We start from the raw sequence: 22,651 nt of genomic DNA on the forward strand, positions 1-22,651 counted from the left end.
GACCTGGATGAAGATCGGAGCACAGCACGGTGACCGACAACGAGCCCGCCGCAGCCCTGCAACACTGGGTGGTTCTTCCCGCCCCCGGCTGGCAGCACGTCGACGGTGAGTCACCGCCGCCGGAGGAGATCGTCGGAGCGTGGCCGCTCGACCGCCAGAGCGGCGGCTTCGGCATCTTCGAACCGAACCCCGGCTATGTGCCCAGCGGCCCGGAGATCCCCACCGACCCGGCCGACGCGGCGATCCGGCTCGCGCTCGGCGGTGACGAGTCGGCCATCGGGGAGATCGTGCCGTTGCTGTGGAACGCGGCCCTGGAGACGCCGGTGGCCGACGACGGCACCCCCCTGATCAGGACGTCGCCGGACGGCGTGCGCTGCGTGGTGGTCACCACCGCCGCGGTCAATCGATTCCGTGTCGAGGCCCCGCTCTGGCGACGGGTGACCGCCGGTGAACTCGTCGCACTCCTTCCCCCCGAGACCGACCTGCTCCTCAACCCGGACGGCCCCGCCGCGATGCGACTGGCCGCCGGCGCGTTCCGGGAGGGGGCGCCGGAGGGCGAGCAGCCGGCGGCCGTCGGTTCCGGTGATCTGGTCGATCTGGTGGACGGGCCGCGTGCCCGGGCCGTGCCACCGGAAGGACGGTTCCGCGAGTCCGGACCGGTGGACGTCGTCACCGGCGACGTGGTGCTCAGCCAGACCGATCTCGACCTGCCGGGCTGGCTGCCGATCCTGCTCACCCGCACCCATGTCTCGTCCTATCGGGCGGGCGGGCTCTTCGGCGGTTCCTGGGCGTCCACGCTGGACCAGCGCCTCGAACACCACGCGGACGGACTCCGGTACTTCTCGCCGGACGGCATGGTGTTGCACTACCCGGCGTTGGAGACGGGGGTGCCCGCCCTCCCGCTGGCGGGGCCGCGGCTGCCGCTGACCCTGACGGACAGCGGTGTCCACGTGCTGGGTAGTCGGGCGGAGGGCAGGCTGTCGTACTTCGCCGCGGTGCCCGGCGGCGGAGACCGCCTTCCACTGGTCTCCGTCGAGCACCAGAGCGGCCACCGCCTCACGATCGAGCACGATGCCCACGGCATGCCCGTCGGACTCCGGCACAGCGCGGGTCACCGGGTGTCGATCGACATCGCCGACGGTCGGGTCACCCGACTGCGGCTCCACGCGAGCGACGACGCCGAACCCGTGACGATCACCCGATACGGCTACGACGAGGCGGGAAACCTCACCCAGGTGATCGACTCCGCCGGACTGGCATACCGGTTCGGCTACGACGCCGAACAACGCATCATCGGCAGGCAGGACCGGGCCACGACCGGGTACCGCTACGAATACGACGCCGACGGCCGCTGCATCCGCGCCACCGGGACGGAGGACAGGGCCAGCGCCGTCTTCCATTACGACCGCCGACAGCGGTTCACCGCCGTCACCGACGCGGCGGGCGCGACCAGGGCCTACCAGTTCAACGACCTCGGCCAGGTCGTCGCCGTGACCGACGCGCTCGGCAACACCGCCCGCTTCGAGTGGAACCACCACGATCAGCTGGTCGCCGACATCGACCAGCTGGGCGGCGTCACTCGCCGGGAATGGAACGCGGACGGCGATCTCGTCGCCGTCCTGCACCCCGACGGCGGCCGGACCGAGACCGTCCATGACGCACTCGGCAGGCCGATCCGTCTCATTCGACCGGACGGGACGCGCCACCACTGGCGGTATGACGGCCTCGGCAGGCTCCTGTCCGAGACCGACGCCGCGGGCGTGACGACCACCTACGGCTACGACGAGGCCGAGAGGGTCACGACCGTCCGCGACGCGCTCGGCGGCCTCACCCTCCTGTTCCGCGACGCACGCGGCCTGCTGACCGCGCGGATCGACGAGCTGGGCAACCGGACGAGCTACGAACTCGACGCGCTGGGTCGGGTCGTCTCCGCCGCCGACGCCGCCGGGAACGTCACCCGCTACGGCTGGACCGTGGAGAACCGGCTCGCGTGGCGGACCGAGCCCGGCGGCCGCACCGAGCGTTGGCGGCACGACGGCGAGGGCAACTGCGTCGAGCACGTCGACGCCCTCGGTCAGGTTCACCGCGCCGAGTACGGGGCCTTCGGCCTGATGACGGCTCGGATCGCACCGGACGGCGCCCGTACCGGATACGACTACGACTCCGAACTGCGACTGGTCTCGGTGACCGGCCCGACAGGTCTGATGCGGACCTACGACTACGACGTCGCGGGCAATCTGGTGGCCGAGACGGACTCCGACGGGCGGACGCTGTACTACCGGCACGACGCCGCGGGCCGAATCGTCGCCAGGGCCAACGCGGTCGGCCAGACGATCACCTACGTCCGCGACCAGGCGGGCGAGGTCGTCGAGGAGACCGCGGACGAGGCCACCACGGTCTACACCCGGGATGCGGCAGGCCGGGTGATCGCCACCAGCGGTCCCGGCGTGCAGACCTCGGTCGAGTACGACGCCCTCGGCAGAGTGGTCTCGCAGACCTGCAACGGCGCGACGATCACCTTCGGCTACGACGCGCTCGGCCGCCGGGTGCGGCGAACCACCCCGGTCGGGCTGGAGAGCGTCTGGAGCTACGACGCGGCGGGCCGCCCGACAAGCCTGACGGTCGACGGGCACACGATCGCCCTGGACCACGGCGCGTCGGGCGAGCAGACCCACCGGGCCCTCGGCTCGAACGCCACGCTGACCCAGACCTGGGACGGCAGCCGGCGGCTGCGCTCCCAGGCCTTGACGACGGCGATCCTCGTCGACGGCGTACCCAGGGGCTCCTCGGTCTCACAGCGCCGCGCCTATCTGTATCGGGCGGACAGCGCGGTCGTCGCGGTGACCGATCAGCTCTCCGGGCCCCGCGAGTTCACTCTCGACGCCCGCGGCCGGGTCACGGCCGTCGAGGCCTCCGGCTGGACCGAGACCTACGCCTACGACCACCTCGGCAACATCACCCATACCGAGGTCGCCGAGACCGACGATCGACCGGACGTCGCCGTCACGACGCGAATCCCCTCGGCGGTCGGTCAGGGGCCTCGCACCTACACCGGCACGCTGATCGACAGCGCCGGAGGAGTCGTCTACCAGCATGACGCGCAAGGCCGGGTGGTGGCGCGGCAGGTGCCCCGAGACGGCGGGATCGTCGAGGAATGGCACTACAACTGGGACTCCTTCGATCGACTCACCGACGTGCTCACCCCGACCGACGAGCACTGGCGATACCGCTACGACACCGAGGGCAGGCGGATCCGCAAGGAGCGGCGCAGCGTGGGGCAGGACGGTCTGAAGGCAGGGACCGTCGTGGAACGGGTCGACTTCGTCTGGGACGGTGATCGGATCGTCGAGCAGATCCACACCGCACCGAACTCGGACGGCGAACTGGTCAGCCGGGTCACCGCCTGGGACTTCGAACCCGACGGCTTCCGCGTCCTGACTCAACTCGAACGCAGCACCGCCGTCGGGCCGGCCGCGGCCGAGCAGGACTGGGTGGGCGAACGGTTCCACCATGTCGTCACCGACCTGGTGGGATTCCCCGCCGAACTCGTCGCCGAGGACGGCAGCATCGTCTGGCACGCCCACCACACGCTGTGGGGTCGGTATCTCGGCGGGGACGCCACGCCGCCGACGCCGCTGCGGTTCCCGGGACAGCACCACGACGACGAGACCGGCCTGCATTACCACCGGCACCGCTACTACGACCCGACCACGGGCCGCTATCTGAGCAAGAGTCCACTCGGACTCGCACCGGCGGACAACCCCTACGACTACGTCGTCAACCCGGTGATCTCCAGCGCACCGTCGGGGCTGGGCGTCGATCGGCGGCATGACGTCGGCCCGGCGCCGTTCGGCCGCGGCGTGGCCCCTGGGCGGACGGACGGCGCAGCGCACGGCGCCCGGCGCGCGCCGAGCCTCGGATCGTGGGCCTGCCCGGGATCGCAGCATGCCTCGCAGGCCGGGCCGAACACGCGGATCGAAGCCGGTCGACCTGCGGCACGGCAGTCGGTCTGTCTGCCCGCCCCTCTCACGTCGGACCCGAGGTACGCGCGCTACCTGGGTGCGAATCCCGACGCCGCGGCGGCGAGCACGAGCTGACTCCCTGACGCCCGTCGTGCTGCTCTCATCCCGAGGACGATCGGGTGGGACGGGCTCTCGCCGTGCAGGACGGCTCGACACGAGCCGTCCTGCCGCAGGGCGACAGCCGGCGAGCGACACCTCGCCGACGACGCGGTCGACGGCACGCGACGGGCGCACGATCGGACTGCCCGCACGGGCACTCTGTGTGTGGACCGGGCACATCGCCTGTCGCCGCTCGAGTCCGATACGGCAGGATCGGCCACTGCCGGGTCCCGTCGGCGACGCGCCCCGGAGCCACCGGGTCGCCTGAGGCCTGGGACGTGTCGAAGGGAATCCGATGACGCGAACGCACGCGAGCCGCCGCGGGACGCCTGTGCCTGCCGCTACGGCGGCGGACGCCGCCCCGGACGCGGCTGCGACCGGTCCGGCCATGACGATCGTCGACGCTGACGCCCCGTCCGGGTTCTCGCCCGCGATCCGCGGGAACAGGCTGGGCGTGTCGGGCCACGGCAACATGCACCAAGGCAGTCCGTCTCACCCGGCCGCGCCGACGGCGAGTGAGACACATCGACGAGGAATGAGCACGACGCGGTGAATGATCACACGCCCCAGACGACTTCAGGCGATCGGCAGGACTGGGTGACGCTGATGTCGCCGGAGTGGCGAAGCCGAGACGACGCGACACCGCCGCCGCCCGAGGCGATCGTGGGTGCCTGGCCGCTGAGCGCGGACAAGGGTGTGGGACTGTTCGAGCCCAATCCGGGCTATGTGCCGGGCGGGCCCGAGGTTCCGACGGACCCGGTGGACGCGTCGATCCGGTCGGCGTTGACCGGTGACGTGACGGCGAGCGACCAGATCGTCCCGCTCTTGTGGAACGCGGTTCTGGAGACTCCGGTGGCGCGGGACGGGAGTCCGCTGGTGGCGTCGGCGCCCGATGGCGTGCCCTGTGTCGTCGTGGCCACAGCCGCGGTGAACCGGGCGCGGATCGAGGCGCCGTTGTGGCGCCGGGTGACGGCGGCGGAGCTGGTGGGCCTGCTGCCCTCCGAGACGGACGTCCTGATCAATCCAGGGGGCCCGGCGGCCATGCGGCTGCTCGCCGACGTCTTCCGAGACGGTCCGCCGTCGGACGCGCGGCCCGCGGGCCCGGAGATCGCCGAGCAACTCGGCATGTGAGGACCGCCGTCGTGCCGCGGTCGCCCTCGCCCGCGGCGGGCGAGGCGTCGATCTCCCCGTCGACGCCGACCGGCCGCGCTCGAACTCGGTGATCGAGCCGGGCCCGCCCCAACGCCGGTGCACCGGGGCGGTCTCGTGTCGCCGCGGTTTCCGCTCGCCGAATCGAATCCTCTCCACTGTCGGCACCTGATGAATCAGCGACCCGCCCTGCGCTGCTGCGGGATCCGAACGGGAATCAGGAGTACTTCCAGGACATCGGCGACACGGGCGACTTTCGGACGATGACCTCGCAGCCTGCGCCGTGGGCGGCCGACACCACCGCGAGTCCCTTCGTCGAGGCCGCCATCGGACCCGGCGGGACCGAGATGGACGTGGAGCTCAACGGTGTCGAGTACTACAAGCTCTTGAGCAGCGATCGTCCTTACCAGGATGCGATGAACGGCAACGACAACCCCTTGATCCTGGGTTCGTATGAGGTCGGAGGTGGCCGGGCGAGCCAGGACTTCGCGGACGCGCTGAAGGCGAGCGGCGACGACGAACCGACGTCTACGCACCCACCACGACGTTGTTCACGGGCCGACTGGTCGACAAGAACGATCCCACGCTGGGCGACGCGGTGTTCTCTCTCGACGATGCGGCCCCGGGCCGACCGGGAGTCTTCACGGAGCACAAGCACGCCTAGGGGCGCATGCGACGTCGACACGTCCGGGGTGGTCGCGCAGCCCGCTCGGCCGCCCAGTGCCTCACGAGCCGTGTCGACGTATCGGCCATCGACGGGCCGATGTGACGGAGTGGCGGCCGATGTACGCGGAGAGTGAATCTCCCCTTCCCGCTGACAAATTCGAAGAGTAGCCTTCGATTACGGGCGGTCATCGCACTGGTGTGGCGGCCCACCTAGTCCGGCGCACTTCGGAGGTCCCGGCCTTGACGTCATCCGAGTTCAGCCCGGCGCGGCGGAGGATGCGGAGGACCGACGGCGCGGCCGCCGCCCGTCGTCGACTCTCCGCGCATGCTCAGGCCCATGTCGTGGGGCGGTCGCGGTGAGCAATCCACTGGTGGCCGAGGTGGTGGACTCGACGACGCCCACGTCGGGTCTGTCGTTGGTGGAATCGGTGAACTCCACCAGCACCGCCATTCAGAACGGCGACTGGCTCGAAGCGGGCCTGGGCACCGCAGACCTCGTCATGACCGCCCTGGACCCCTTCGCCGCCATCATCTCCAACGGCGTCGGCTGGCTCCTCGAACACGTCGGACCCCTCTCCGACGCACTCGACTCCCTCGCAGGCAACCCCGACGAGATCCGCTCCCACGCCGAGACCTGGACCAACGTCGCAGGCGAAGTCAACTCCGTCTCCACCGAACTCGGCAACCTCATCAAGTCCGACATCACCACCTGGACCGGTGCCGCCGCCGACGCCTACCGGGAGCGCGCCGCCGACACCGCCAACCTCATCCTCGCCGCGGGCAACGCCGCCCAGGGAGCCGCCGACGGCATCCAGCTGGCGGGCGAGGTCGTCACCGCCGTCCGCGACGCCGTCCGCGACATCATCGCCGACGTCGTCGGCTCCATGGTCTCCTGGGCACTCCAGGTGTTGTTCACCCTCGGCATCGGACTCATCTGGGTCGTCCCCAAAGTCGTCGCCAAAGTCGCCCAGACCGCCGCCAAGATCGCCCAACTCATCACCAAGCTCACCTCGTCCATGTCCAGACTCACCCCACTACTCAAAAAACTCGGCGACGACTTCGCCAGCGCGGGCAACGGCCTCAAAGCCATCAAGACCAGCGACAACCACCACGCACGCAGCCTCGACGCACCCCCGACGATCAACCCCAGCGCCAGCCGAGGCGGCGGCGAGATGCCGCCGCCGATCCAGCCCGACCTCCACGGCGGCAGCGGGAGCCGGGGCGGCCCCGACATCTCCCCCGCCAACGCAGGCCCGGACGCACCCCGAGGCGGACCGGACATCGGACCCACCGGCAGCCGAGGCGGGCCGGACGTCGCTCCGGCTGGAACACAGGGCCCGGACAACCCCCGAGACCGAGCCATTCCGGTGAACGACAGGTTCTGCGAGTCCGATCCCGTCGACGTCGTCACCGGCGAGATGATCATCAGCCAGACCGATCTCGATCTGCCCGGAGTCCTTCCTCTCGTGCTGGAACGGATGCACGGATCCGCCTACCGGTCCGGCCGGCTGTTCGGCCCCTCCTGGGCGGCGACGCTCGACCAGCGTCTGGAGATCACGCCGACCGGCCCTCGGTACTTCTCCGCGGACGGCATGGTGCTGCACTTCCCACCGTCAGGGCCGGGTGAGGCAGTGTGGCCGATCACCGGGCCGAAACTGCTGCTCGCCCGCGACGCAAGCGGCACGTACGTCCTGTTCGATCCGACGAGCGGTAGGCGCTCCTACTTCGCGCCGCTGTCGGGGGCCGACTCCCGGCTGCCGCTGCGCGGCATCGTCGATCGGCAGGGTCACCAGATCGGAATCGACCACGATGCCGCAGGGGCACCGGTGCTGCTGCGCCATTCCGGGGGCTACCTGGTGGGGGTCAGGTCCGACCAGGGTCGGATCACGACTCTCACTCTGCTGGGGGCGGGACGAAGCCCCGACGTCCTCGTCGCGACCTTCCGCTACGACGCGGCAGGCGACCTGGTAGCGGTGTTCCACGGCGACGACTCGGCGAACGCGATGCGCTTCGAGTACGACGCCGAGCACCGGATCATCGGCTGGGTCGACCGCACCGGCGCCTGGTACCGCTACGAGTACGACGCGGCGGGACTCTGCGTCCGCACCACCGGGTCGCATGACTACGTCAACGGCTCGTTCCACTACGACCGTGCCCGGCTGACCACCACCGCCACCGACTCCCTCGGCGCGGTCAAGACCTTCCGATACACCCCGTCCGGACAGGTTGTCGCCGAGGTCGACGCGACCGGGGCGGTCACCCGCTACGACTGGGATCGGCACGACCGGCTCGTCGCCGTCACCGACGCGGCCAGCAGGATCACCCGTAACTCGTGGAACGCGGCGGGCGATCTGATCGCCGTCACGCATCCCGACGGCGGTCGGACCCACCGGGAGTACGACGCCCAGCACCGCCTGATTCGGGAGACCGGTCCGGACGGTGCCGCCTTCGCCTGGGAATACGACGAAGCCGGTTTCCTGACGGCCGAGATCGCGCCTGATGGGACCCGGACCACCCACTCCTTCGACGCTGAGACCCGTACCCGGTTGACGACGGACCCGATGGGCCGCACCACGCTGGTCACGGTGGACTCCTTCGGGCTTCCCGCGGCCGTCACCGACCCGGCGGGCAACACCATCCGCTGTCGCCGTGACCTGTTCTGCCGCGTCGTCGAGACCGTGGACGAACTCGGCCGGATCACCCGCTACGGCTGGACGGGCGATGGCCTGCCCGCATGGCGGACCGACCCGGACGGCGGCACCGAACGCTGGTCGTACGATGGCGAGGGCAACTGCGTCGAATACGTCGACGTGCTCGGCCGGGTCACCCGCACCGAGTTCGGCCCCTTCAACCTGCCCACCAGCCGCGTCGGACCCGACGGCCGTCGACTGACTTTCGACTACGACACCGAACTGCGACTGGCGGCCGTGACCGACCATGACGGCGCCCGGTGGACCTACGAGAGCGACGCCGCGGGCCGTCTCGTGTCCGAGACGGACTTCGACGGCCACACCGTCACCTACACGAGAGATGCGACCGGGCTGCTGCTCTCCCGCACCAACAGCGTCGGGCAGACCATCTCCTACGAACGAGACGCCACGGGCCGGATCGTCGCCGAGACCGCGGACGGTGTCACGACCAGGTACAGCCACGACGAGTCGGGACGGAGGGTCCGAGCGGTCAACGACCACGTCGACTTCCGGCTCGCCTACGACGACTCGGGCCGAGTCATCTCGCAGAGCTGGAACGGCGCCGCGGTGACCACCACCCACGACGCGACCGGGCGCAGGCTCACCCGGACGACTCCCTCTGGCGTGGAGAGCGTGTGGACCTACGACACGAACGGCCGTCCCGACTCGCTGACCACCGCTGGGCGAACGCTGCGTTTCGAATGGAGCCCGACAGGACGCGAGGTACGACGTGACCTCGGCGCAGGCGCGGCCCTCACACAGACCTGGGACGACGCGGACAGGCTGCGCAGCCAGGCACTCACCGTCAGCGGTGCCTCGGCCGTCGAGGTGGTGGCTCAACGACGGGCCTATGTCTACCGCAGTGGCGGCGAGGTGCTGGCGGTCACCGATCAGCTCGCCGGTCCGAAGGAGTTCGAACTCGATCCGTCCGGCCGGGTGACATCGGTACGCGGCACCTCACCACACGGAGCGGACTGGACGGAGCAGTACGCCTACGACGGCCGAGGCGCGATCGTCCGGGCCAGCCGTGACGCAGAGCACACCGCCGAGCAGGCGTCGCGGCTCCGCGAATACTCGGGAACGCTGATCACCCGGGCGGGCGACGAGACCTTCGAGTACGACGGGCACGGCCGGGTCATCGCCCGACGACGTCAGGTCGGCGAGGACTCCCGGGTCTGGACCTATTCCTGGGATTCCTACGACCGGCTGGTCGGCGTGCGCAGCCCCGACGGCGAGAGCTGGCGATACCGATACGACCCGATCGGACGACGCATCGCCAAGGAGCGACTGGCCGAGAACGGCGGGACCGAGCAGATCGTCGTGGAGCGTGTCGACTTCGTCTGGGACGGCGAGGTACTGGCCGAACAGGTACACACCCGGACCGTCGACGGGGAGAAGACGGCCACGGTGACCACCTGGGAGTGGGAGCTGTCCGGTCCACGTGCCCTCAGTCAACACGAGCACGCCCTCGGATCCGCCGACGCGGAGTCGACCACCGAACGCTTCCACGCGATCGTGGCCGATCTGGTCGGGACACCCTCGGAACTGGTTGATGAACACGGACGGGTGACTCGGCAGGCACCTGCCGATCTCTGGGGCCGCCAGGTGCTGCCCGCAGCCGAGTCGGTCACGCCGCTGCGGTTCCCCGGCCAGTACCACGACGGTGAGACGGGCCTGCACTACAACCGCTTCCGGTATTACGACCCGGCAACGGCCCGCTACCTCTCCGCCGACCCCTTGGGGCTGGACCCCGCACCCGACAACCACTCCTACGTCACCAATCCCATCCACGAGCTGGACCCGCTGGGACTACGGCGGTCGAGCGCCACCGCGGCTTCCGGCGGAGACGGCGGGAACGGCGGGAACGGCGGGAACGGAAAACGCCTCGGCGGCTGCGACAGCAGCGCGCCACCACCCAAGAGGTCCCGCCGCAATCAGAATCAGCCGCCGGAGATCCCCTACGACGACAGGGCGGGGGAGCCTGCACGACCAGGCGGCGGGGGATTCGCACTGCCCAACGGTCATCGAGACTCGGCCGTCCTCACCGGCTGGGATGGACGGCGTCACCGCGTGGAGCGTACCGACCAGGACCCCCCTGGCAGCGCCTCGCCTGGTGAGCGCGAGAACCAGAACTACGGCCGCTTCCGAGTGGATCACGAAGTGGATGAGTCGCAGCGATTCGATACACGCCCGCAGGACCCTTCCGCGCCACCGCCCCGGCATGGCACCACGGATTCCGGACTCCCGGCCAGCGCTTACGTCTCTCAGCAGGAGATCGACCGCTTCGCCGGCAGGAGAGACCAGTTCCCGAGCCAGAATCAGACCATGGGCGGATCCGCCTCGGATGCTGCACGGCATTCCGGTCCCACCTATGATTCCCCGTATCATTGGAACCATAAACAACCGGCGGCGAACGGCGGCATCGATCATCGGAACCCGCAACAGCCTGACAACATGGTAGCAGGCACGGCTGGCGCGAACTACCGACATCTCAACCTCGAAGATGCCGGAAGGAACGTCGGCGTGCCGATGAACGGCGTGTCGGTTTCGACGTACATCCCCGACCTCCCGATCAACGCCGGTACGAACTCGTACGCCGATGCGACCTACCGTTTTCATTCCGCTGCCAACCCGAATATGCGTTACGACTATAAAATCGACCTGCAAGACCCGCAGATGCCCCGCCAGGCCAACGCGGGCTACGCCGAAAGGCAGGCCTACGTCGACCAGGCCATGTTCACGATGAGCCATCTGAAGCAGGCGGGCGCAAACCTAGACGAATTCCATCCTGGAATGAATGACGCCGTGCCGAATTCCCCTGATCGCGCTTCCGATCCGAATTCCTATTCCGATTTCGATTCCGATTCCGATCGATCACGTAATTCACCGCGTCGGTAGCGGCCGGTGCAGTCTCCTGCGGCCTTCTTATGATCGCGGCGTGGTGTGAGCCGTCCGCGCACCGCATGTCTCGGCTCACGTCCTCCGTCTCCCGAGGAAGCCTCTTACCGTCGGGCTTCGCAGGTTCCCGGCGACTTCGATCGATTCCTCGCGCGAGCCGGCACCGACGGCGATGTGAGAGCAGGACGATCCACCGCATGTCCGGTGCACACGCCATACAGAAGATCCGAGAGACGTTCGCTCCACTCGGCGTGCCCGGCGCCCGCGGGCGCCGGGCACGCCGAGTGGGATGGATCAGCCGAAGAAGACCTCGGCCTCGGCGTAGCGCGAGGCGGGGACGGTCTTCAGCTCGGCGGTGGCCTCGGCGAGCTTGACGCGGACGATGTCGGTGCCGCGCAGGGCGACCATCACGCCGAAGTCCGAGTCGTGCACCGCGTCGATGGCGTGCAGGCCGAAGCGGGTGGCCAGCACCCGGTCGTAGGCCGTCGGGGTGCCGCCGCGCTGGACGTGGCCGAGGACGACCGCCCGCGACTCCTTGCCGGTCCGGGTGGCGATCTCCTCCGCCAGCCAGTTGCCGACGCCGCCGAGGCGGACGTGACCGAAGGCGTCCTTCTCACCGTGGCTGAGCACGGCCTCGCCGCCCTTGGGGACCGCGCCCTCGGCGACGACGATGATCGGGGCGTACTCCCGCTCGAAGCGGCGCTCGACCCAGCCGACGACCTGGTCGATGTCGAACTCCCGCTCCGGGGTCAGGATCACGTTCGCGCCGCCCGCCAGCCCGGAGTGCAGCGCGATCCATCCCGCGTGACGGCCCATGACCTCGACGACCAGCGCGCGGTGGTGGGACTCCGCCGTGGTCCGCAGCCGGTCGATGGCCTCGGTGGCGATGTGGACCGCCGTGTCGAAGCCGAAGGTGTAGTCGGTGGCGTTGAGGTCGTTGTCGATCGTCTTCGGGACGCCGACGACGCCGATGCCGTCGTCGGTGAGCCGCTTCGCCACGCCGAGGGTGTCCTCGCCGCCGATCGCGACCAGCGCGTCGACGCCCTGGTCGGCCAGCGTCGCGCGGATGGCGTCGACGCCGCCCTCGGTCTTGTACGGGTTGGTCCTGGAGGAGCCCAGGATGGTCCCGCCCCTGGTGAGGATGTCCTCCACCTGGTCGAGCCCCAGCGGCTTGGTCAGCCCCTCGATCGGGCCTCTCCAGCCGTTGCGGAACCCGACGAACTCGTGCCCGTAGACCTCGACGCCCTTGCGGACCACCGCTCGGATGACCGCGTTCAGACCCGGGCAGTCGCCGCCGCCGGTGAGCACACCGATGCGCATCTTCTCGTCTCGCCTCCTGTGTCGACCTCGCCGGTCGGACCGACCGGCCTCGCCGTGCCCGACCGTTCTCCGACCTGCGGGCAGCACCACGCCCGAGCGGCCGCGGCGAAGAACAGGGGCGCCGTGAGCCTGCCACGGACTGGATCGGTGCAGCAATGGGGGTGGACCATCCGACCCCACATCGACATGATCCGCCGACCGCTGGATCGGCGACCACCGGCCGTGGATCGGCCGGGCGTACGGCGCCGGCGCGGCGGCCGGCGCCCGAGTCGCGGTGCTGTGACGAGTCGCGGCGGGCCGAAGTCTCGGCGCGGCGGGCCGGGTGAAGGCGCGACGGCCCGTCGGTTCGCCGGGCGGGTGCTCGATTCGCCGCGCCCCGGCTCGGCGGGCGCGAGGGAAGGCGCGAGGCCGGGCACGTCTCGTCGCCGCCACCGTGTGAGGCGACGCACCGCCATCGGGCACGGGCGACGCGGCGCGGTCATCGACGACCGACACGGCGGCGGCGCCGACCGGCCGCCGCGCCGCCGGCCGGACAGCTCGACACCCCGACAGAACGGCGCCCCTAGTCCGACGAGGACTTCGAGGCGCCCGCCGCCTCGCGCTGCTCCCAGTGCCGCTGGATGACCCGCCAGCGGGCCAGATTGTGGCGGGCGTCGGCCAGCGCGTCGTGCGCGTCCAGCGGGGCGGGCGGCAGCGTGGGCCTGCCGACGTCCTCCCACCGCTGGCGCAGCTCGCGGGTGAAGCGGGGCAGCGGGCGCGGCAGCGCGGGCATGGCACCCCAGAGCTGGGCCAGCGCGACGTGGTCGTAGGCGGCGAACCACGCCCACAACTCGATCTCCTCGCCCGGCGCGCGCAGGTATTCGAGCAGGTTCCGGCGGATCGCGTCGCGGCTCTGCCAGGCCTGGTCGGCGGGCGGGGGCAGCTTGGGCAGCACGTTGCGCCGCACCCACGGCCCGGCCCGCTCCGGATCGAACTCGGTGGAGACCGCGTAGAACTCGCGGCCCTGCTCGTCGACTGCTCCGATCGAGACCAGCTCGATCGTCGTACCGTCCTCGATGAACTCGCAGTCGTAGAAGTAGCGCACCGAACCACCCTAAGGGGCAGCGCGCGACCACGATCCGGGCGCCGCTGCTTCCGCCGTGATCCGGGGCGAGTCGCACCCACGGCGCGGGACCACCGAGCTCCCGGTGATCCGCATGGTCTTCGACGTCCACGGCCGAGGACGTCTGCCGGGCGGCTCGACCACAGGCCGATCGGGTGACGGTCCGCTTCGGCTTGGCGAGCATCGCCGTGCGGCGGGCGATCTCACATGCCTGCCGTCGGCGACGTGAACTCGCCGCGACGGCGGAGGCGACGGCGGACGAAGTCGCCCGGCGGGCGTCGTCCACAGTCGAGTTCCTGAGTCGGCACGCGGGCTCGATCGCGCCGACCGTCGCAGGGCCGGGCGGAGTCGGTCCGCCCGCGCGGGCCTCGGAGCGACTGGTCGAGGCCCCCGGGGGAACCGACGAGAAACGAGAGCCGCGACCCATAAGGGGGTCACGGGCGAGGCCTCACGCCCGTTCTCGGGCCGAGCGGACCGGTGACGCCGCAACCCGTCCAGCGTCGACGGCGACAATCGACGCCGCCGTCCAGCTCCCCGCCCAGGCCGTCGTGCACCGGATTCCGGCGCGGCCGCCGCCAGGACGGCGGATCCGTTCAGCCCGCCTTGGACTCCGGGAGTCGGTCGCTCGTCGACCGGTTCTTCGGCGCGGCGGCCTCCGCCTCGCCGGACAGCTCCGCCTTGGCCTTGGTGGCGTAGATGTCGACGTACTCCTGACCGGACAGCTCCATCAGGGCGTACATGATCTCGTCGGTGATCGACCGCTCGACGAACCGGTCGCCCGCCAGGCCCTCGTAGCGCGAGAAGTCCAGCGGCTTCCCGACGACGATCTTGATCGGATACGGCCGCCACATCTTCGAGCCGATGGGGTTGGCCTTGTCCGTGCCGAAGACGACCACCGGGATCACCGGCACCTCGGCCTCCAGCGCCATGCGTGCCACGCCCGTCTTGCCCTTGTACAGCCTGCCGTCCGGGGAGCGGGTGCCCTCGGGGTAGATGCCGAGCAGCCTGCCCTCCTTGAGCAGCCGCACGGCCGTGTTCATGGTGGCCTGGGCCGCCGAACCACCGGAGCGGTCGATCGGCACCTGGCCGATCGAAGTGAAGAACAGCTTCTTCAGCCGCCCCTTCACCCCCTTGCCGGTGAAGTACTCCCGCTTGGCGAGGAAGGTCACCCGCCGGGGGATCTTCAACGGCATGAAGAAGGAGTCGGCCACCGCCACGTGGTTGCCTGCCAGGATCGCCCCGCCGCGCTGCGGAATGTTTTCGGCGCCTTCAATCCGAGGCCGAAAGAACAACCGCATTAGGGGTCCCAAGAAGATGTGCTTCATCAACCAGTAGACCACTGACCGTGCGCCTCCCTAACGACCACCGCCCGGCGGACCAGCCTGCGGGCATCGCCGACCAAGACTACGGACCACACCACCGGTCGCACAACGTGAGCGCCTGTGATAAAGCCGAGGCCGGGAGGGCCCGCAGGCAGGCTTTCCTCCCGCAGGTCCGGCAGGCGTGGCACGATGGCGCTGCCGCTTCTCTGCGGTGTCGATCACGGATGCGAGGGAGACGACGGTGCCCGTGATGGCCGGTGCCGAGCCGTTCAGTCACGACGCCTCCGGTGAGATCGGTGTCCTGCTCTGCCACGGCTTCACAGGGTCGCCGCAGAGCATGCGGCCGTGGGCGCGACATCTCGCCGAGGCCGGGTTCAGTGTGCGGTCGCCGCTGCTCCCCGGCCATGGGACGCACTGGCGTGAACTGAACCGGACTCGTTGGCAGGACTGGTACGACTGTGACGCCGATGCGTTCGACGACCTTCGTGCTCGTTGCGACTCGGTGTTCGTGTTCGGCCAGTCGATGGGCGGGACGCTCGCGTTGCGGCTGGCCCAGCAGCGGGGCGCTCAGGTCGCGGGCGTGATGCTGGTGAACCCGTCGGTGATGACGCTGCGCAAGGGCGTCACCGCGCTGCCGCTGCTGTCCCGCCTGTGGCCGTCGCTGCCCGGCATCGCGGGCGGCATCGCCAAGCCGGATGTGGCGGAGATCGCCTACGACCGCCTCCCGCTGCGTGCGATGGCGAGCCTGGCCGAACTGTGGCGACTGGTCCGCGCCGACCTGCCGGTGGTCACCACGCCCATGGTGCTGTGCACCTCGCCCGCCGACCCCGTGGTGGAGCCGGTGAACTCACAGATCATCGCCGACGGCGTGCGCAGCGAGGACCTGGTGCGGATCTCGTTGAACGACAGCTCTCATGTCGCGACGCTGGACCACGACGCGCCGCGGATCTTCGCGCACAGCGTCGAGTTCGCCAGACGAGTGGGCGCCGAGGAAGCCGGGAGCCGGTCATGACACGCGGAATGGGCAGCGCGGACGGGCCGGAGGACATCGACGCCGCGTTCGCCGAGATCGTGGCGGGCCTGAAGCGAGAGTCGGACGCGGTGCCGAGCTGGCCGCAGGACGAACAGGCCGACGCCGAGCGCGGCGGCCAGCGTGGCAGGCGAGCCGAGACGGAGGAGCGCGCCGCCCGCGAGAAGCAGGCCCAGCCGGAGGCCGAGCCGGAGCCGACGCCCGCGCCGGTCGAGCCGGTTCCGGACGAGGGTCATTTCGAGCCGCCGGAGCCGCCGCCGCTGCCCCGCCTGCGCCGCAGCACCATCGGCGCGCTGGTGATGTTCGCGGTGGGACTCGTGCTGCTGATCATTCCCGGTGTCATCGGCCTCACCCGGCAGGTCGGGCTGCCGCTGGGCCTGCTGGTCATCAGCGCGGGCGTGGGCTGGCTGGTGTACCGCATGCGGCAGGGACCGCCGCCGGACTCCGGCTGGCACGACGGAGCGCAGATCTAGGCCGAGCCGAGATGCGGCCCGGATGCGGCGATCGGGCCGTGCAGCGCTCCGGCTCGGGGTCGGGGACGTGGCGCGCCGAGCGGGAGCCGACCCGAGGCGGACCATCACGAGCTGGGCCTCGCCCCGGCTCGACGACGCCCAGTGGTGACGCCGCGGGCGCTCCCCCAGCGGCGTCCCGACCCAGCGGCGTCCCGACCCAGCGGCGTCTTCGCCAGGGCGGCGTCTTCGCCAGGGCGGCGGGCAGGCAGCCGAACCCGACGGGACACCCGAGATCGACGCTCGGAGGTCGGCCTCGCACGCGCGCAGGACGCCCGTGGAGGGCCGGCTGCCCCGGCAGGCGGGCTCGCCACCGGTCGCATCGCACCGCCGACGAGGCGGCAGGTCGAGTGGCGGCTCACGCGTCGGGTGCCCGGGGCACCGACACAGATCGAGCCTCCGCCGAGGGGAGCGCCGCGACGGTGTGCCCGGCGCATCGGGGCGGAGGCCTGTGCCGCGCGGCGACCGGGCACGGCGGTCAGCTCGTCTGCTCCACGTGCTCCCTGGCCAGTTGGGCGGCGCCGACGATCCCCGCGACGCCGCCCAGCTCCGCGACGCGGATTCGGGCGGCGGGCCGGAACCCGGCCCCGGTCGTCGCCTCGGCGTGTCGGTCTCGCGCGCGATCGAGGAACAGCTCCGCCGAGGCCGCCACTCCGCCGCCCAGCACGATGACCTCGGGGTCGTAGACGTCGGAGACCAGCGCCAGCCCGCTGCCCAGCCAGTGGGCGAACTCGGCCAGCGCGGCCAGCGCGATCTCGTCGCCCTTCCGGGCCGCCTCGGCGACCCGCTCCCCGGTGAGCCGCGCGGGGTCGGCCGCGAACACCCTCAGTGTGGAGTCGGTCTCGGGTCGCTCGGCGAGCAGCTCACGCGCCCTGCTCGCCAGCGCGGTGCCGCTGGTGTAGCGCTCCCAGCAGCCCGACTTCCCACACGGGCACCGTCGCCCCTCGGGGACGACGACGAGGTGTCCGAGTTCGGGCGCGACACCGAACGAGCCGCGGAACAGCAGTCCGTCGATCAACAGCGCGGCACCGATACCCGTGCCGACGGCCACGAGCACGGCGACACCCGCCCCACGAGCCGCGCCGAAGCGGTGCTCGGCCAGCGCCGCGGCGTTGACGTCGTGCTCCAGCACCACCGGCAGGCCGAGCCGTCGCGAGATCCGCTCGGCGACCGGCGCGTGCCGCCAGGCCAGGTGGGGCGCGAACCGCACCGACGCCCGGTCCTCGCTGACGAACCCGGCGACGGCCAGCCCGACCGCGGCCACCTCGTACTCGCCGACCAGGTCGGAGACGATGTTCACCACCGCGTCGTCGAGGCGCTGCTCCTCGGCAGGCGTCTCGGTGCGCTCGAGACGTAGCACCGTGCCGTGCTCGTCGACCACGCCCGCGCGAACGCTCGTCCCGCCGACGTCCAGGCCCACGGTCAGCACCGGTGGGCCCGCACGACTCCGATGCGCTGCACGCGCCCCGACTCCGACTCACTCGGACGGGACTCGCCCGAGCCCGAGTCGACCGCTCCTGATTCGCCCGACGCCGCCGCACGCGGTGCCGCGGCGGCCCGCGGCGCACCCGCGTCACCGGACCGGCTCGGCCGGGGGTGCTCCGGGGTGTCGCGGCCGGCTCCGGCGGACCGGTCGATCACGATGCGGCGGACTCTCGACGAGGCGGTGTCACCCGCGACCTCGGCGTCCGGGTGGTCCGGGTGGCCCGCGTTCTCCGGGTGGCCCGCGTCGTCCGGGTGAATCACGAGGTCGCGGCGAGCGGCGGAGTCGGCTCGCGCCGTGGCGGAGTCGGCTCGCGCCGTGGCGTCCGCGCCCGCGCGGGCGGTGCGATCCGCGCGATCACCGGCGCCGCGATCCACATCCGCACGGGCGTGACCGGCGTCGTCACCGGCGGTGGTGTCCCCGACAGGTCCGGCGGAGCGCGGCCCGGCGAGATCGACCCCGCCGGTGTCCGACCTCTCGCATCCGAGCCCGGCGGAGGCATGCCCGGCGGAGTCGGCCCCGTCCTCGGCGGACCCGGTGAAGCCCGTCGGGAAGCGCCCCGGACGGGACGGATCGCCCTCTCGGGCGGCAGGCCCGGGTGCGGCCTGCGCCGAGGTCTGCCCGTTCGACCCGGCATCGGCGGCAGATTCGTGCACCATGGCCCGCACGGCCGTGAGCACGCTCATCGCCTGTTCGGCCAGGCGGAGGCCGAGATCGGGACGTTCGCCGCGCAGCAGGCCGATCGCGGCGCACACCGGACACCACCCGCACTCGGTGGACGACCGTCGCGAGTCCTCCGTCGCGGCGCCGTCTCCGGGGTCCGGACGTCCGGGCCCCGCGTCGACTCCCGATCCGCCCGTCCGCGTCGTCCGGGGCTCACCGCCGTCCTCGGCGGCAGCCGACGTGCCGGCACCGGCGCCGGCGTCCCCGCCCGCCGTGTCCCCGCCCGTCGCGGCTCTGTCCGGCGCGTCACCAGCCGGCGCGTCCCCGTGCTCCGAGAACCCGGCCCCGGCGTCCCGCTCGGCCGCCGCCTCCGCCGCCCGGACGCGCAGCGAGGCCAACAGCGGCTGGGCGCGATCGTGGACCAGTTCCAGGGTGCGACGCAGCTCCGTCACGACCTCGCCGGCCGTGCCGCCGCCCCGCCGGGGTGAGCCCGCCTGCTCAGTCATCGTCGATCACCGCATCCACAGCGCCGGGTCCGGTCGGAAACGGACGGTCACGCCGTCGTCGTCGGCGCCTGCGCCCGTGACGACACAGCGTCGGAGCACCGAGGGCAGGGCGATGAGTCTGCGGCGGCCGTCCACGGTCACCACCAGCTCGTCTCCCGCTCTGGCCAGGTCCAGCCGGTCCTCGGCGGTCAGCGGCAGCGCGATGGTCAACACGTACTCGCCGTCGGCCGTGTCGGGTCGCCGCACCGACAGCAGCGGCCGGTCGGGTGCCCGGCGCAGCGGGTCCCGGTCGCCGTAGAGGTCGTCGGCGACGGCCAGCAGCGCGGGCGCGCCCACCGGCTCGCCCGCCCGGTGCCCGGCGGTCCACACGGGCACGGTCGTCTCCCGCTGCACCTGATCCAGCACGGCCTGCTGCTCGGCGCGTCGGATGCGCAGCCAGTCGGCCGCGACGCCGCGATCCTCCCCCGGATCGGGCACCAGCCGGTTGACCAGCAGGGCGTCCACCGCGATGCCCTGGAGGGTCAGGGCGGTGATCGTGCGGCGGGTCTCGGCTGCGACGACGCGCTCCGGCGTCAGCACCAGCCGGACCCCGGTCACCTCGCGATCGACCAGCAGCGTCCGCAGCCCTTCGAGCCTGCCCGCGAGGTCGCCGAGCCCGCTCGCGACCGCGTCCCACTTGTCGAGGCTCCCGCCCGCGAGGGTGCCGAGCAGACCGCGCACCGCGCGACGATGGGCGGGGAAGAGCCGTTCGAGATAGCCGGCCAACGCCTCCGGCAGGGCCAGCAGCCGCAGGGTCTCCGCGGTCGGCCCGCAGTCGACGATCACCGTCGCCCAGGGGCCCGCTCGCGCGATCCTGGCGACCTCGGTGAGGGCGAGCAGCTCCTCGATGCCGGGGAGCACCGTCAGCTCCTCGGCGTCCAGTTCGTCGAGGCCTGCGCCCGCCAGCAGGGTCCGCAGATGCTCACGCAGCGTCCGCCACGCCTGGTCGACGAGGCCTCTGGTCTCGATGTGCCCGGCGAACAGGCCGGGCTCGGCCTCCACCGGCTCGTCGCCGAGGGCGAGGCCCAGGGCGTCGCCCAGCGAATGCGCCGGGTCGGTCGAGACGATCAGGGTCTTCACGCCGTCCCGGGCCAGCCGGGCGGCGGTCGCGGCGGCGAGGGTGGTCTTGCCGACCCCGCCCTTGCCGGTGAACAGCAGCAGCCGCACGGTCTCGTCTATTCCGGTCGCGCCGGGTCGGAGTCGCCCTCGACCCGACGCTTCAGCTCCTTGAGGGCCGTGTCCATCACGACCTTCTCCGCCTTGCGCTTGAAGAGTCCGATCATCGGGATGGTGAGGTCGACCGACAGCGTGTAGGTCACCGTCGTCGGCCCCTCCGGCCCCTTCGGATCGAGCCGGTAGCTGCCGCGCTGCGCCTTCTGCATCTGGCCCTCCACGAGGGTCCAGCTCACCGAGAGCCCGTCGGACGCCCATTCGTAGGCCAGCGCGTACTTGTCCTTGAGAACGCCCGCGTCGAGGGAGAACCGCACCTGCCGGGCCCGACCGTCGTCGTCCTCGGCGAGGACCTCCGTGCTCTTGAGGTTGCCCGCCCACTCGGGGTAGGCCGCGAAATCCGCGATGACCCCCATGATGCGGGTGGCGGGTGCATCGATCACGAGGGACTGGGTGGACTCATCGGCCATGCCAGGCAGGCTACCGTGTCGGAACCCGCCGTCGGTGAGCGTGCTCGTGGCGTCTCACCACTGGAGCACGTACGGGACCCCGGTCTGCTGGAAGTGTCCTACGTTGACGCATTCCGTGCCGTCGACGCGCATCCGCCGGGCGAGCGGCTGGTGCACATGCCCGAACACCGACCAGCGCGGCCGGTGCTCCCGCAGCGCCCGCAGGATGCCGTCCGAGCCGAGTTCACCACGTCGGGCCACCACGTCGTAGCAGAGTTCCGGCACCGACGGCGGGATGTGGGTGCAGAGGATGTCGACCGGGCCCAGCCCCTCGATCGCGGCGTCGAACTCCGCCGTCGATCGCAGGTACGGCCGCCACGGCGAGCCGGGCCGGGGTCGGACGCCGGGTGGGTAGAGCGCACCGCCGACGAAGCCGACGCGCATCCCGTCGAGCTCCACGGCCTGACCGTCGAGCACCGTCACGTTCGGCCCGGCGAACTCCGACCACAGTTCGGGGTTGTCGACGTTCCCGGGCGTCGCGAACGTCGGGACGGTCATGGCGGCGAAGAGCCGCGCGTACTGCTCGCGGACGGCGGCGTCGACCTTGGCCTCGGCGTCGTCGAGCCCCGCCCACAACGAGCGGATGTAGGCGCCCGCCTCGCCGCTCGGCGAGCGGCGCAGCTCACCGAAGCGCGCCACCTGCTCGGCGCCGAAGAGGGCGCCGAAGATGCCGTTACCCGGCTCCAGGTAGTCGACGAAGTCGAGCAGGTCGCCGAGGACGACGAGCGCGTCGGCGCCCTCGCCCGCCTTGGCCAGACCCTCGACGTTGCCGTGCACGTCGGACACCACATGAACCCGCACTCGGCCGAACCTACCGGTCGCCGCGCCTCGTGGGGAGTCCGGCGGCCGGTGCGGGGCCGCGGACGGAGCGGGACACGGCGCCGGACGGGCGCGGCCGGGAGCACGCGCGAACGCCCAGCGGCTGCCCCCGTCGTGCGACGGTCGCCGCCCCGACCGGCGCGATCCGCCCCGTCAATCCGGCACGGGCGGGCCGCCCGGCACCCGGCCCGTCTCCAGCCGGTCCTTGAGCTCCAGCGCGGCCCGACGTCCCGCCACCCGCCACCGGCGAGCGAGCCTGCCCAGCGCCGCGCCGCCGACCGGGTGCCAGCTTCCGTCGGGGGCGAGCGGGTCGGCGCGGAGGTAGTAGTGCAGGACGGTCCCGTCGAGCACCGGCTCCAGCCAGATCTCCATGGTGCCGTGCAACGGTCCGGCGACCGTCCAGCAGCGACCCTTGACTCCTCGGTCGGCGTACACCCGAAGATCCAGCTCCGGCCAGTAGCGCGCGGCGAACGCGGGGGCGGCCACCTCGGCCGCGACGACGCGCGGCGGCACCGCGAGGAAGGTGTCGTCGGCGAGATCCAACACGTGCATGACCGTCGAGCCTGCCAAAGAAGGGCCGCCAGCCGACACCGGCCCTGTTCCCCCGGCGGGTGGTTGGTTAGGTTGCTGCCCGTGACAGTCTCACCAGGAGGTA

At 71.5% G+C, this 22,651-nt stretch carries 15 protein-coding genes; 5 read left to right on the forward strand and 10 right to left on the reverse strand.

Features of this window, described 5'->3' with window-relative positions; translation table 11 throughout:
* Positions 1-29: 29 nt before the first annotated feature.
* Together AHOG_RS22895 and AHOG_RS22900 are read left to right on the forward strand one after the other, a co-directional pair.
* Positions 30-4,097 carry a type VII secretion system-associated protein gene (locus AHOG_RS22895; RefSeq protein WP_093943181.1) on the forward strand — a complete coding sequence of 1,356 codons (4,068 nt, stop codon included), beginning with the start codon at positions 30-32 and terminating at the stop codon, positions 4,095-4,097.
* A 573-nt stretch (positions 4,098-4,670) separates the two neighbouring features.
* Positions 4,671-5,252 carry a type VII secretion system-associated protein gene (locus AHOG_RS22900; RefSeq protein WP_157737010.1) on the forward strand — a complete coding sequence of 194 codons (582 nt, stop codon included), beginning with the start codon at positions 4,671-4,673 and terminating at the stop codon, positions 5,250-5,252.
* A 235-nt stretch (positions 5,253-5,487) separates the two neighbouring features.
* On the opposite strand, the gene AHOG_RS28885 is transcribed toward AHOG_RS22900, so the two are convergent.
* Complete coding sequence (locus AHOG_RS28885; protein ID WP_157737011.1) at positions 5,488-5,634, reverse strand: hypothetical protein; 147 nt, start codon at positions 5,632-5,634, stop codon at positions 5,488-5,490.
* Between the two features lie 658 nt (positions 5,635-6,292).
* Between AHOG_RS28885 and AHOG_RS22905 the strand changes: the two genes are divergently transcribed.
* Entirely contained in the window at positions 6,293-11,524 is a 5,232-nt protein-coding gene (locus tag AHOG_RS22905; protein WP_093943183.1) for a DUF6531 domain-containing protein, read from the forward strand.
* 294 nt (positions 11,525-11,818) lie between these two features.
* Here AHOG_RS22905 and AHOG_RS22910 read toward each other — a convergent pair whose 3' ends face one another.
* From AHOG_RS22910 to AHOG_RS22925, 3 genes are all read right to left on the reverse strand, one after another.
* Positions 11,819-12,844, reverse strand: coding sequence for a 6-phosphofructokinase (locus AHOG_RS22910; RefSeq protein WP_093943184.1), 1,026 nt, complete (start codon positions 12,842-12,844; stop codon positions 11,819-11,821).
* Between the two features lie 562 nt (positions 12,845-13,406).
* A complete protein-coding gene (locus AHOG_RS22915; RefSeq protein WP_093943185.1) occupies positions 13,407-13,928 on the reverse strand; it encodes a polyadenylate-specific 3'-exoribonuclease AS in 522 nt (173 codons plus the stop codon).
* Positions 13,929-14,539: 611 nt separating this feature from the next.
* Positions 14,540-15,286, reverse strand: a complete 747-nt coding sequence (locus tag AHOG_RS22925; RefSeq protein WP_093943187.1) for a lysophospholipid acyltransferase family protein — start codon at positions 15,284-15,286, stop codon at positions 14,540-14,542.
* A gap of 223 nt (positions 15,287-15,509) precedes the next feature.
* On the opposite strand from AHOG_RS22925, the gene AHOG_RS22930 reads away from it, so the two are divergent.
* Together AHOG_RS22930 and AHOG_RS22935 are read left to right on the forward strand one after the other, a co-directional pair.
* On the forward strand, positions 15,510-16,280 hold the full coding sequence (locus tag AHOG_RS22930) for an alpha/beta hydrolase (protein ID WP_093944722.1): 771 nt from the start codon (positions 15,510-15,512) through the stop codon (positions 16,278-16,280).
* Positions 16,277-16,771, forward strand: a complete 495-nt coding sequence (locus tag AHOG_RS22935) for a hypothetical protein (RefSeq protein ID WP_093943188.1) — start codon at positions 16,277-16,279, stop codon at positions 16,769-16,771. The genes AHOG_RS22930 and AHOG_RS22935 overlap by 4 nt, the downstream gene beginning before the upstream one ends.
* 514 nt (positions 16,772-17,285) lie before the next feature.
* On the opposite strand, the gene AHOG_RS22940 is transcribed toward AHOG_RS22935, so the two are convergent.
* The 6 genes from AHOG_RS22940 to AHOG_RS22965 form a co-directional block, all read right to left on the reverse strand.
* Positions 17,286-18,236, reverse strand: a complete 951-nt coding sequence (locus tag AHOG_RS22940; protein WP_093943189.1) for an ROK family protein — start codon at positions 18,234-18,236, stop codon at positions 17,286-17,288.
* Positions 18,230-19,459: a hypothetical protein gene (locus AHOG_RS22945; RefSeq protein ID WP_093943190.1), complete on the reverse strand. Its 1,230-nt coding sequence runs from the start codon at positions 19,457-19,459 to the stop codon at positions 18,230-18,232. Before AHOG_RS22945 ends, AHOG_RS22940 begins: the two co-directional genes overlap by 7 nt.
* A gap of 6 nt (positions 19,460-19,465) precedes the next feature.
* Positions 19,466-20,665 carry an ArsA family ATPase gene (locus AHOG_RS22950; RefSeq protein WP_093943191.1) on the reverse strand — a complete coding sequence of 400 codons (1,200 nt, stop codon included), beginning with the start codon at positions 20,663-20,665 and terminating at the stop codon, positions 19,466-19,468.
* A gap of 8 nt (positions 20,666-20,673) precedes the next feature.
* Positions 20,674-21,138: an SRPBCC family protein gene (locus AHOG_RS22955; protein WP_093943192.1), complete on the reverse strand. Its 465-nt coding sequence runs from the start codon at positions 21,136-21,138 to the stop codon at positions 20,674-20,676.
* A 54-nt stretch (positions 21,139-21,192) separates the two neighbouring features.
* Positions 21,193-21,978 (reverse strand): metallophosphoesterase family protein, encoded by a 786-nt coding sequence (locus AHOG_RS22960; RefSeq protein ID WP_093943193.1) that lies wholly within the window; start codon positions 21,976-21,978, stop codon positions 21,193-21,195.
* A gap of 171 nt (positions 21,979-22,149) precedes the next feature.
* Positions 22,150-22,548, reverse strand: a complete 399-nt coding sequence (locus tag AHOG_RS22965; protein ID WP_093943194.1) for a hypothetical protein — start codon at positions 22,546-22,548, stop codon at positions 22,150-22,152.
* Positions 22,549-22,651: the final 103 nt, after the last annotated feature.

It is taken from the genome of Actinoalloteichus hoggarensis, from assembly GCF_002234535.1.
GTDB lineage: Bacteria > Actinomycetota > Actinomycetes > Mycobacteriales > Pseudonocardiaceae > Actinoalloteichus_A > Actinoalloteichus_A hoggarensis.

Bases quoted from the DNA above. Each gene is read 5' to 3' on its own strand.
- AHOG_RS22955 (WP_093943192.1), bottom strand. From the start codon at position 21,138: ATGGCCGATGAGTCCACCCAGTCCCTCGTGATCGATGCACCCGCCACC.
- AHOG_RS22935 (WP_093943188.1), top strand. From the start codon at position 16,277: ATGACACGCGGAATGGGCAGCGCGGACGGGCCGGAGGACATCGACGCC.
- AHOG_RS22965 (WP_093943194.1), bottom strand. From the start codon at position 22,548: ATGCACGTGTTGGATCTCGCCGACGACACCTTCCTCGCGGTGCCGCCG.
- AHOG_RS22945 (WP_093943190.1), bottom strand. From the start codon at position 19,459: ATGACTGAGCAGGCGGGCTCACCCCGGCGGGGCGGCGGCACGGCCGGC.
- AHOG_RS22910 (WP_093943184.1), bottom strand. From the start codon at position 12,844: ATGCGCATCGGTGTGCTCACCGGCGGCGGCGACTGCCCGGGTCTGAAC.